Raw genomic sequence first — 11,213 nt, 5'->3', positions numbered from 1 at the left:
CTCCATGATCCACAGGTGCCGTGTTCATCTGCTTCCGGGGCCCGCCAGCATGATCAACCGGCCCAGGCCGGGGCGATCCGGGCAAACGCCGGGGCCCTGGGGTCGGTGCCGGTGCGGTCGTCGGGGGTGGTGGTGATGCCGACCTGGACGCGGTAGGGGTGGGCGCCGTGGCGGCAGGGGATGTGCAGCAGGTGGTACCAGCGTGACTTGGTGAGGCCCTGGCGGTGTTCGAGGCGGGTGATGGGGACCGGGAGCAGGGCGCTGGTGCCGTCGTCGAGGGGGACGCGTTCGGTGATGCGGCCCTGGTCGCACCACAGGTCGTGGCGGCACCGCCCGGGGCGCAGGAGTTCGTAGGCGCGGGGTTTGACCGAGCCGTGCTGACGGTTGATGACGAGCAGTCCGAGGCGGGCGAGGGCGTCGCGGTGGACGCCGCGGAAGGCTCCGTCGTAGATGACGCCCATGCAGCCGGGCAGCAGGCGGCTGAACTGGCTGAAGGCGCGTACGGCGACGGCGGCTTCGTCTTCGTAGTCGCCGCCGGCGACGTGGCGGACGGTGAGGATGACGCGCTGCCAGTAGCCGTTGTCGCGGGCCGAGGCGAAGAACCATTTCGTGCCGCGGGCGATGCGCTTTTCCTTCTCGCCGTTCTCGTAGTAGAGGCGGGCGGCGGGGTCGAAGCGGTGACTGCGCCTTTCTCCGGTGACGGGGTCGTCGGTGAAGGGCTGTTCGGCTTTCGAGGGCGCTTTGGGGACAGTGGCGTCGCCGACGAGGAGTCGGCGGCGCTCGGGTTTCGCCCAGTTGCGCGGGGTGTCGTCGGGAAACAGTCCCTGGTGCAGGGCCTGTTGGACGGCGTGCTGCTCGAAGAGGTCCTGGAGAAGTTCGAAGCTGGGGGCCAGAAGCTTCTCTTCGGCGTACAGGTACTGGAAGCGGGACGGTGCGGTGAGCGGCAGTGCGGCGGCTGCGGTGCGCCCGGTGTTCCGTCGTACAGAAGCGCGTACGGCCCTCCACTGTTTGTCGTCAAGGGTGCCGACGGCGGAGCGTTTGGATCCGGTGACGGCCATCAGGGCTGCGAGCATGAGGTAGACGGCGGCCGGGTACTGGCGGGGGCAGCCGCGGCTGGCCGGGGCGGGAAGGTGTTCGGCCATCTCGTAGATAAGGGGTTCGTCGAGGCAGTCCGCGATCCGCTGGGGTTGGGTGCGTTGGTCGGCGTCGCGCAGCTGGAGCTTCCTTTTGGGGCGCAGGTCCTGGGGGAGGGCGTCGCCGAAGATGTCGTCAGGCACTGATGTCCTCCTGCCCGTCCGCGGGGGCGCGCCAGGCGTGGCCGATGATGTTCGCGGTGCTGTCCAGGGAGCGCAGCCCGAGACGGCGGGCGGCGTCCTCGATGCGGCCGGTGCGTTCGAACTCCTCGACCGCGGCCCAGGCGGTGACCGAGGACGGTTTGACGTCCTCCTCGCCGCCCAGGCCGATGCGCTTGAGGAGGTCGCCCAGGGCGACGCAGGCGCGGGACTGGAGGTAGGCGTCGGAGGCGTGCCGGTCCGAGACGGCCAGGCGGGCGTTCGGCGCGGACTCGCGGCGCAGCTGGCGGGCGCTGACGAACTCGGCCCGGTGGGCCAGGACGTTGAGTCCCCAGTCGTCCAGCGGGCACCAGCGCGCGTCCGTTTTGGTGGCGCCATGCATCCACACGCGGCGGCGATCGAGGTCGAGGTCTTGCACCCGGATGTGCCCGATCTCTCCGCTGTGGCCGCCGGCCAGCGCGAGTGCGGCGGCGGCTCCGTGTCGGCTGGGCCTGGTGACGAAGGAGGCGCGGTGGCGCAGGTCGATGACCTCGCCCTCGACCAGCGGCCGGACTTGGCCGGCCGTGCGGGCGGGCAGGACGATGTCCCGGGCGGGATCGGCGTCGCTCAGGCCGAGTTCGCGCAGCGTGCGGAAAGCGATCCGCAGGACGGAGCGCCGTACCAGCATTGTGGCCGCCGCGGAGTCGGTGACGTGGCCGTGGCGGCTGCGGCCCCGGGCGGTCACGAAGTCCTCCGCCAGTTCGGCGCTCACGTCGTCCAGGACGACCGCGCCGCGCAGGTGCATGTAGCGCTCGCAGCGCCTGAGCAGCAGTCCGAATTTGTCCAGGGTCTGTTCGGTGAACTCGCCGCGGGCAGCCATGGTCTGCCAGGCGTCCCAGACATGGTCGAACGCGTGGGTGAGGGACAGGTCGCTTCCCACAATGAGGGCCCTTCGCCGGGGTGGCACCAGCACAACCGGCTCTGATCCCTGTGCGGCAGGAGACACAAACAGGGGGATCAAATAGGTTGAAGTGGTGATGTTCCGTACATGCGACACTTTGGGCATGGGTGATCTCCGCGGCAACAGGAGGAGTGTGAAGGGGTGAAAAATGCCGCGCGGGCAGCCGCGATCACGGCGCGTCGGCGGACCGGCGCACCGCGGTCGGGCGGGCGGCATGAGGTGGTGAACCGCGCGCCTGGAGGGGCAGGCGCGCAGGCGGGGGTACGGGCCGTCGGCAGCAGGCCGCGGCGCCCCTCATTCAGTGAGTGCTGGTCAGCTCCTGGGCCGCGGAATCTTCGGCGTGAGAGACGCGAAGACCGTCGTGTAGGCACTCATCAAGGCGATGAACTCGGCGTCGGGCAACGCGGAGAGCTGTTCGGCGGACGTGTTCATCAGGGGGTCCAGGACCCCCATCGGGCCCGAGGGCCCCGAGCCGGGGGCCGTGGCGGCCTGCTGTTCGGCAGGCAGGGCGAGGCGTCCCTGCTCATCACGCTCGATCAGTAGGGCGTACGTCATCCATTCCGTCAGATACAGGCCACGCTCGGGCGGCCCGGGCTGGTCGACGCTCAGGTGGGCGGCAAGTTCCGCCTCCTCGAGTGGGCCGGATGCCAGCCACCGCTGGGCGTGCTGCTGGAACCAGCTGTCCTGCCAGTGGTCGCGCAGCAGGAGCCGGGCGCGTGCCGAATCGGTGGACCGCAGGCGGGCCAGGGAGTACCCGAGTTCGGTCAGCGCCCATGCGCCCCGACCGGGATGAAGGATCCCGGTGTGGGTGAGGAATCCGGTCGCCCTGCTGATGGTCTTCGGCGTGATGCCGAGTCTGGCGGCAAGGTCCCTGGCGGTCACGGGGCGGCACTCGGGGCCGCCGAGGTCGGCGATGCCGTCGACCACCCCGAGCTGGCGGCGCGGAGTGAGGCGCTCGGTCGGGAGCGTGTTCGGGTGCGGGGATCCGGGGATGGTCACCGGCTGTCTCCCGCCGCAGATACGGATGGCGCGGGAACCGGTATGCCGAGACCGCCGTCAGGAGAAGGTAGGAAAAGAGTCATTTTGGGCCCTCAAATAGTGCGAGAATGCAGGGATTTCCTAGCGAGGGCCTGGCACGGACAACGTGGGCATGACGCTGCAACCATGAGCGGGCATGCCTTAAGGTGGGTCCGATGCGTGGGCCCTCAGCTGACGTGTCGCGGGCGCCGCTGGAAGACCTCCAAGTATTCCGGCGGCGCCTTTGTGCGCGTCACTAGGGTGATGCGTCGTGATCTCTATCCGTCCGCCTGGTAGTCCTCCGGATATTTCAGGAGACGGTAGACGCTCCGGGTGACGATCTCCACGGAGCCGTTCTTGTGCAGCTGCGACAGCGCTGAGCGGATCGCGCTGGTGGTGGTTCCGGGCCGGAGACGCTGCACGTCTCCGTAGATCCCGTGGAGCTGAGTGACCTTCCCCAGCTCCAGGATGTCCACGATCAGATGCATGACTGATCGGGGCTTGGAACCTGCCGACGCTGCCGGTCGCGTCGGGCGGGTGGGGTCGGGCTCGGGTTCGGCGTCGAGGTCGTGCTGCGTGTCGTCAAGCCCGAGTTCGGCCGCGTAGGCTTCGGCCGCTTCGACCGTTGCCAGGACCGCAGCGTGCCGCTCTGCCGCGACACGCTGAGCCGCACGCAATTCCTGCGAGATCCGTTCGGCTTCGACGGCTGCTGCTTCGGCCTGTTGCGACCGGGCTTGCTCGGCATCCGCGATCTGCCACAGCCGGGTGATGAGTGGCTGTGTGGGTCCACCGGCAGCCTTGCTCAACACACCCTCCCCATCCGCATCCGAAGCAACTTGCGGCACACCCTACCTGTCCTCGAAGCGGAGCGCAGCTTGTGCCCGAATCATCAGGAAGCTAGATGCATCTGAGGCACCGTCATGTGTCGGTGAGTGGCAGGTGGGCCCCCGTGCGGGGCTGCCGGATCTGCTCGTAAAGCTTGATTCTGTTTAGTTTTACGGGAGTTGGCATATCACCACAGTGATGCTGCTCCAACTGCCCTGTATGGCAAGGTAGTTGATGTAGTTCTTGGACGCCGGAGCGGAAGTCTGCGCCGGAGCACCTTGAGTCGGTCGCAGCTGACCGCAGAGCAACCGGAAAGCGGAATGGGACGCCGTGCGCCGCACGGGGTGCCCCGTCGAGCCCGGCGGCGCTGAGTGGGCTTGGCAGCCCGGGATGGCCTGCGGGCCCGCCGAAGTCCCCGCTGTCGCGTGGCACGATCGGAGCATGCCGCGCAGTAACAACGACAAGTACCCACTGTTCTATGTGGCGGACGGCACCTGGCCCGAGGTGATCCTCACTTCTGACGCTCCGCTGAGCGCACACTGCGGCCTGCTGCTCGCCCGCGATCTGAACCGGATAATGCGATCCCGGGGTCTGTCCCTGCGGAGCCTCGCCGAGACCGCCTGTGTCGCTCACTCCACCGTCGCCCGCGTTCTCAATGGTGACGTCCTGCCGGACATCGGCACCCTCACCCGCCTTGAGGACGCCCTCGACTTTCAGCTCTGGCCGGGACCGTCCGCTGTCCGAGCCGCCGCGGCTGAAGGAACGCGTCATGAGGGGTGACCGTGGGCGCGCACTCAGCTGTGGTTCCAGTGCCGCAGTGCGCAGACTCTCAGGAGAAGCGCCGCATTCGCGCCGGCTCGACGAGGATGGCCGTGTCGCCGTACGCGGTGTTGAGGTGGCGTCCAGAACGACGTCGGACACACTCTTCGCGCCGGCCGACTTCAGGACCGCGGGCGGGGACTGGGCATTGTTGCCGGTGGTACAGGTGTCGTCGAAGAGCAGGAAGCTTTCGCCCCGCAGCGCCGATGACGTGTAGCGCTCGGACGAGGCGGCGCGGCCGAGAGCGGCTGCGTCCGGCGCCGGGCTGAGCAGGTCGCGATAGCAGCTGCTGGTGATGCCGATCATGCCTGCGGCGATGTCATGCAGGGGATGGTTCGCGCGTGCGCTCGGGCTGGGCACCGTGGCGACCGTGTCGAACCCGGATGCCGCGTAGTGCGCTGCGACGCAGGCTTCGTGCCGGGCGAGACAACGCCGCAGTACGACTGTCAGCCGCAGACGGAGCGGGTGGTCCTGGTCCAGGAGCGTGACGAGCCGCAGGCCTTCGCGTTCCCAGGCAGCGATCTCGACGGCGACGTCGACGGCGTCCAGGTCTACGGCGGACGCGGTGTCGAAGAGGACTCCCCGGCCTGAGGCGTCGAGCGCGTTCTCCAGCACGTTGCGTGCGCTTCCGGCCGCCTTGAGCTGGCAGGTGAGCTCGGGCCAGGGGCGATCCCCGCGCCGCAGGTGTGCGACGAGTGCGGCTCGCTCCAGCTCCTGGTCCATGCGGCAGCTATAGGAGCGGCCGCCCCGGCGGGACGAGGAGCAGAGGGGCGGATTCGGAGTAGTGAAGTGATCGCATAGCGTAACGACTTTTCGGACGCGTAGCGCTGTAAATGCGCCTAGTTGTTCTCTCTGCTCATGAATACGGGATTGGGGAGGGAATGCTTCGGTCTCGTCACTGTCGTGAGTACGGGGAGGGACGGTCTTGGACGTGTCCGGGGAACTGGCGTCTGCTGGGACAGTCAGCGCGTTGGCGCTGGTCACAGCTATGACGACCGACACATGGCGTGGCGTCCGAACGTGGTTCGGGGGGTTGCTCGGACGAGGGCGGCCCGAAGCGGAGACGCATCACCTCACCCGTCTGGACCGGGATCGGGACGCGCTGCTGGCAGCGGCACCCGAGGGCGAGGATCAGCTTGCGCGCGACCTGGCCGCCGCGTGGGCGGTCCGGCTCCAGGACGTCGCTGACATGGACCAGGACGCGGGCCGAGAGCTGCTGGAGTGGGTGGCCCGATGGCGGGCGGAGAATCCGGAGGTCGAGCGGCCAGCGGCAGTGGTCAGGCAGAACGCCAAGGGGAGCGGGCGGTCGCGCATCACTCAGGTCGGTGGCAACCAGACCGTCATCCGCCCGGAGCGCTCATGACTACCAGGGACGACGCCGCTTCGGAGCGGCCGCAGATGGAGGCGGAGGCATCTGACCACGCCGTTGTCACACAGGTGGCCGGGGATTACGAGGAGCACCACCACACCTATGTGCGTGGCTGGGAGTACCTGAGTGACGTCGGCGTCAGCGAAGAAGAAATCACTCTCGTGGAAGAAATGTATGTCCATGAGACCAGGAACGGCGGGGTGGGGCAGCCGACTGTGCGCGCCGTCAACGCGTTCAAACGTCCTGCCGGGCAGCGCAACATCGTGATCCTCGTCGGGCCTGCGGGGACAGGTCGCCGCACCACGGCGCTGCGCGTACTGCGGGATGTGGGAGTGGCGGGCAAGGACATCCGCAGTCTCGTCTTGGACTGGGACCGGCCGCGTGCCGCCCAGATCCCTCGCACGCCCGGGCACGGCTTCATCCTGGACCTGTCCGTCTACAGGAGCCTGCCGAAGGACTTCTACCAAGGCCTGGCCGACTATCAGCGGGAGGCCGCCGACGGTGGTGTCTACCTGGTTGTCCTCGCAGCCCCGAAAGCTTGGAGTCCGGGCAGCCTGGTCACGGTACCGAGCATCGAATGCGCGGGTCCGCCGGCGGACAAGGTTTTGGAAGCACATGTCCACCGCATGGCATCGGACCGTGAGAAGTGGCTCGGCGACCTCAAGGGTCTGCTCGGTGAAGCGACTTCACCAGAAGACGCTGTTCGGCTCGCCAGGATCGTCGCCAATCCCGACATCGAGAACACGAGTGCGGCCAAGGACGAGTTCCTGAACTGGAACACCTACCTTCTCAACTGGTTCGAGACGCACAACAGCAGCGAACAGCTGCGTGACAGGGCACTGCTGATCGCGGCGGCACTGTTGGAGGGACTTCCCGCCGCTGTCGTCATGAACGCAGCCGACCGGCTGTTCCAGCGGGTGAAGGGGTCGCTGCCTGTCGGCGGTGCGTTGGCGGGCCTCGATCTCGACAAGAGACTGGAGGCCATCGGCGCGAGCCGTGTGGGCGACGACCGGATCTCGCTGAGCGACGAGCGGCACGCTCTGCACGGGGCGGTCCTCGCGCATGTGTGGCAGCAGCGTCCGCAGTTGCGACGCGTGTTGCTGGACTGGGCATCGGACCTCAGCTCTCCGGGTGGCATCGCTGTGAAGTACCTGGAACACATCGCCGAGAGCGTCACGCGGCTGGCCGCCGGCCCAAGCGGTGGCACCGTCCTCCAGATCGTCACCAAGTGGACGGCGACCGACAGCAAAACGCACCGGCAGTTCGCCGTTGGAGTCCTGGAGAGCATGGCGGTCCACCCCGTCATTGGTGCGGCTGTCCGCAAGTGCCTCTATGACTGGGCCGGGCAGAAAAAGATCAGCGAGGCACTTGCGCAGGCCATCGCCAAGGTCTGTGCCGGGGCGCTCGGCCGCGAGTACCCGCGGGTCGCACTCACCAGGCTCAGGCTCCTGGCCTCCAGGGACGACCGGCTGGGCGTCGGCGCGGTTGCTGAAGCTGTCCGCGTACTGGCTGGTGACCCCCGCCGCCGTGTCCTCGTCCTGGGTGAGATCGTGGAGTGGGCGCAGAGCGAGGACCCGGCCATGCGCCAGGCCGGAGCAACGGCATTCCTCGCCCTCACCGACCTGACCGGCGAGGACGCCATCGCGCTGTCACTGGCAGCCGAGCTGAGCGTCGGCACCAGCGCCGCGCTGGAAGACCAGCTCTTCGTACGAGGCTGGCGCGCGGCCTGGCGCCACGAGGCCACCGCCGTACAGGCCCAGGCGTCCCTGGCCGCCTGGCTGGACTCGGTCGACGTGCCTGATGAACAGGTCACCGACATCGCCGGGGCGGTGCTCACCGGGCACCTCGGAGACAAGGGTGTTGCCGACCTGCTGGTGGGCTCGGATGCCATCACCGCTGTGGGGCGCCGACGTCGCAAGGCGCTGTTCGACCGGCTCCTGAGCGCAGTTGCCGCACCTGCCGACGAACCCGAGGAGACGGAGGAACAGGCCGCAACCGCAGCGTGATGGGATTCGCCCGCCGGCATAGAGCGCCAGGTCCGCCGAGTGGCGACACCGCATCGGTTCCGAGGTCCGACAGCAGCGACCGCACCATCCAAGTACGAGGGGATCGGCTGCCCAGCCGCGTCCCCAGCGTCTTCTTCACGGTCCGCATCGACGGCACATGGCGCCCATGCACAAGCGAGCCGTCCGAGGAGGAAGACCTCGCCGTGCTCGCGCGCCACCAACTGCGCGAACGGGTGCGGCGAACGCTCGCGTTCTACTCGGTGCTCGACGCGGACGCGGCCCAGGACGCCGCCAACGCCGACATCACCAGGTGGCACAACACCGACCTCGGACTCGAGATCCGAGGTTCCGCACGGCTGGCCGTGGGGGCGCCGGAGAAGACGCAGGCCGAGGAACATCTCCGCAGGGAGCGGACCGGATCTTTCGAGCGGCAAGAGGCCCTGAGCCATCTCGCCTTCCTTCAGCACGTCATGTCCGACGCCGACCTGCGACTCGTGTGGTGGATCGACCGTCACCCCGACCGCATCGGCGATCTGGACGCCGTGAGAACGGCGTTGCAGGACCTCAAGCCGCCGCGTGACCCGTCTCATGACGTCCTGCGCGAGGAGGTCGTCCGATTCGTCGACCAACTGCTCGCCGATATCCACACGCCGCAGCAGCGGGAGGTCTTTCTCCGCGCGCTCGCCCAGACCCTGCAGGTCCTGGGCAGAACCGAACTTCAGGCCGCAGCCGCCCAATGGCTCGATGCCGCCGCAACGGACCCCGGGAGCGCTTCCGCATGAGTGTGCAGCAAAGGCGCTGGCTCCTTGCCCCCATACGCCAATGGCGGACCCGCCGCCTGATGGCTCAGCACGGCCCCTCCCTCACTTACGCGACTGCATTCGCATTGATCACGCTGGCCACCAGCCCGCGAGAAGTCTCCTTCGTACAGCAGTCGATACGGGAATCCGATGAACCCGTCGAAGCAGGCCTCTGCTTCGACGACTGGAGGGAACTGACTGGCCAGGAACGCGAACGCCGCGACCGCTGGCTGTTACGCCATGACCGTTCGCCCATACAGATGCTGGGGATAAACGGCGGACTCCTCAAGACGGCAGGCCTCCGTGTCGTCGACTGGGGCAAGCCCGATCATCGGACGTGAGCCCGTCGCCCCTGGGTGTATCCAGCGCCGGCATGGACCGGCGGAGCGTGGAACGGCATCAGACAGCGATCACGCCGCCACCGTTGCCGTGCACGACCGCCTGCCACTCCAGGACCGGGCAGTCGACGACCAGCAGAGTGTCCAGCCCGTCCGCACCGCCCGCCGCAGCGACGCACGCGAAGGCCTCCTCCTGCACAGGGAAGTTGCCCTGGAGGGCATCGCAATGCACGCATCCGTTGGTCAACTGCCACTCGCGCATCGTCCTGCTGAACCGGCGCTCCACCATTGCCGTCAGATCCGCCCGGCCATGACGTTCCAGGAGCCGCACGGCAAGAGACATCGTCCTGTCGTTCTCCGTGGTGAAGAGTCCGCAGTAGCCGCGGCTCGGGTGGGCCGGGTACAGGCCGACAAGGCACATGGTGTCCTTGCCGCATCTCCAGCACGCTCGGGTCATCGCGAGGATCCGGACCGGGACGGTCGGCGCACTCCCGGGAGGTGGCGCCGTGGGCAGTTCGATCTCATCCGGGGCGAATCCCTCGGACTGGGCGAACTCATCAATGTGCCGACACGTCGCGCACTGTACTTCCCAGGTGCCGCTCTCGTTCCGCTGAAGAAAGCCACCACGTGCCGTCACCCATACAGAACACGATGCGCACCCTCCTGCGAACCGGTTCTCCACAGCTCTCCCCTTTCACCGACGACTGTCCTACAGCCATCAGGTACAGGTCCGTGTGACCCAGCAGTCCGGCGAGAGCGTCATCATCGCCTACCTGACGTAGCCTCTCGTGGGCGTAGAACTCCGAAAGCGGCAGTTCCATGGGCCACGCGGGGTGACCGACTGTGGACACAGCTCTTGTCATCCACAGCATGTGGGCAAGTCCTGTCGAGAACCGAATCGGAGTTCTGCGAGGCTTCAACGGGGTGACCGCAAGCCATACTTGACATGCGGGGATTGTCCCGTGATGGCTTGAAAGCGGGAGGGGCAGCAATCCTGTGAGCAGCGGCAGCAAGGGTCTGGGGAAGGTCGAGGTGCGGCTCAAGTGGGACCCGAGTCCCTTGAATCGGCCGCCTCATCATCTCGACATCATCGCCGCGACCTATTCGGCCGACGCCCTCTACGGGCGGCCGGTATATATCGTCCACTTCGACAGCCGCTCGCCGGACGGCACCATCAACATGAGCCGACACAGCCAGACCGGCCAGGGTTTCGGCTACGTCGAAGCGATGACCCTGGAACTCGACCGCCTCGCCCCCTCCTTCGCACGCGTGGTCGTGGGGGTGGCGATCCAACAGAACACCGGCCCCAAGACCTTCGGCGACATCTCGAACGCCGGAGTACTGGTCGTCGAGGGGTACACGGAGCTGTTGAAGGACGACTTCGCGCAGATCGAGGGATCTACCGCCGGGACCGTCGCGGAGTTCATCCGGGACGCCGCCGGAACGTGGGATTTCCACGAGATGGTTCGGGGGTTCGACAGCGAACCGGTGGCCTTCAGTGCGGAGATGGGCGCCCCGCAGGCCTGACCGGGCAGCCGTGCGCAGAGCCTTGGCCGGTCGCCGCGCCGGTCGGATCATGCTGCGCCCTGCCATCCGGTGAAAGGGTGGCGGGGGCGGGGGACGGCTCCGCCCCGCGAGGGACTCGCGGGCATGAATGAAGCCGGATCGGCCTCGTCGACGGGGGACGAGGCCACGCGGAGCGCAGCGCACAACCCGATTTTTGTGCGGCTCTCGTGAAACTTACTTGCTTTGAAGGATGTGGCCCGCGTGACACTGTGGGGCTGTGGCGGGTTGCGTAGTCCTCCGG

At 67.7% G+C, this 11,213-nt stretch carries 12 protein-coding genes; 7 read left to right on the top strand and 5 right to left on the bottom strand.

Annotation, left to right across the window (positions count from 1 at the left end):
• Positions 1-53 precede the first annotated feature (53 nt).
• The 4 genes from PV734_RS29475 to PV734_RS29460 all read right to left on the bottom strand — a co-directional run bounded on the left by PV734_RS29475 (position 54) and on the right by PV734_RS29460 (position 4,055).
• Positions 54-1,277 (bottom strand): hypothetical protein, encoded by a 1,224-nt coding sequence (locus PV734_RS29475; protein WP_319292689.1) that lies wholly within the window; start codon positions 1,275-1,277, stop codon positions 54-56.
• Positions 1,270-2,211 carry a hypothetical protein gene (locus PV734_RS29470; RefSeq protein WP_319095266.1) on the bottom strand — a complete coding sequence of 314 codons (942 nt, stop codon included), beginning with the start codon at positions 2,209-2,211 and terminating at the stop codon, positions 1,270-1,272. The genes PV734_RS29475 and PV734_RS29470 overlap by 8 nt, the downstream gene beginning before the upstream one ends.
• Positions 2,212-2,544: 333 nt before the next feature.
• Positions 2,545-3,231, bottom strand: a complete 687-nt coding sequence (locus tag PV734_RS29465) for a hypothetical protein (RefSeq protein WP_319095265.1) — start codon at positions 3,229-3,231, stop codon at positions 2,545-2,547.
• A 296-nt stretch (positions 3,232-3,527) separates the two neighbouring features.
• The gene (locus tag PV734_RS29460) at positions 3,528-4,055 is read right to left on the bottom strand and encodes a hypothetical protein (protein WP_319095264.1); all 528 of its coding nucleotides are present in this window, start codon (positions 4,053-4,055) and stop codon (positions 3,528-3,530) included.
• Positions 4,056-4,515: 460 nt separating this feature from the next.
• Here PV734_RS29460 and PV734_RS29455 point away from each other — a divergent pair, with 460 nt between their 5' ends.
• The 6 genes from PV734_RS29455 to PV734_RS29430 all read left to right on the top strand — a co-directional run bounded on the left by PV734_RS29455 (position 4,516) and on the right by PV734_RS29430 (position 9,409).
• Positions 4,516-4,854: a helix-turn-helix transcriptional regulator gene (locus PV734_RS29455; RefSeq protein WP_319095263.1), complete on the top strand. Its 339-nt coding sequence runs from the start codon at positions 4,516-4,518 to the stop codon at positions 4,852-4,854.
• 453 nt (positions 4,855-5,307) lie between these two features.
• Positions 5,308-5,484, top strand: coding sequence for a hypothetical protein (locus tag PV734_RS29450; RefSeq protein WP_319095262.1), 177 nt, complete (start codon positions 5,308-5,310; stop codon positions 5,482-5,484).
• 397 nt (positions 5,485-5,881) lie between these two features.
• On the top strand, positions 5,882-6,256 hold the full coding sequence (locus PV734_RS29445; RefSeq protein ID WP_319095261.1) for a hypothetical protein: 375 nt from the start codon (positions 5,882-5,884) through the stop codon (positions 6,254-6,256).
• Positions 6,253-8,268: a hypothetical protein gene (locus PV734_RS29440; protein WP_319095260.1), complete on the top strand. Its 2,016-nt coding sequence runs from the start codon at positions 6,253-6,255 to the stop codon at positions 8,266-8,268. The genes PV734_RS29445 and PV734_RS29440 overlap by 4 nt, the downstream gene beginning before the upstream one ends.
• 203 nt (positions 8,269-8,471) lie before the next feature.
• Positions 8,472-9,050: a hypothetical protein gene (locus PV734_RS29435; RefSeq protein ID WP_319095259.1), complete on the top strand. Its 579-nt coding sequence runs from the start codon at positions 8,472-8,474 to the stop codon at positions 9,048-9,050.
• A complete protein-coding gene (locus PV734_RS29430; protein WP_319095258.1) occupies positions 9,047-9,409 on the top strand; it encodes a hypothetical protein in 363 nt (120 codons plus the stop codon). Before PV734_RS29435 ends, PV734_RS29430 begins: the two co-directional genes overlap by 4 nt.
• A 58-nt stretch (positions 9,410-9,467) precedes the next feature.
• Here the strand turns inward: PV734_RS29430 and PV734_RS29425 are convergent, their stop codons facing one another.
• Positions 9,468-9,827 carry a hypothetical protein gene (locus PV734_RS29425; protein WP_319095257.1) on the bottom strand — a complete coding sequence of 120 codons (360 nt, stop codon included), beginning with the start codon at positions 9,825-9,827 and terminating at the stop codon, positions 9,468-9,470.
• A gap of 575 nt (positions 9,828-10,402) precedes the next feature.
• Here PV734_RS29425 and PV734_RS29420 point away from each other — a divergent pair.
• Entirely contained in the window at positions 10,403-10,933 is a 531-nt protein-coding gene (locus PV734_RS29420) for a TerD family protein (protein ID WP_319095256.1), read from the top strand.
• Positions 10,934-11,213: the final 280 nt, after the last annotated feature.

The organism is Streptomyces sp. AK08-02 (assembly GCF_033795085.1).
Lineage (GTDB): Bacteria > Actinomycetota > Actinomycetes > Streptomycetales > Streptomycetaceae > Streptomyces > Streptomyces echiniscabiei.
The sequence above is the reverse complement of the archived record's forward strand: the minus strand, read 5'-3'. Positions and strand labels throughout refer to the sequence as shown.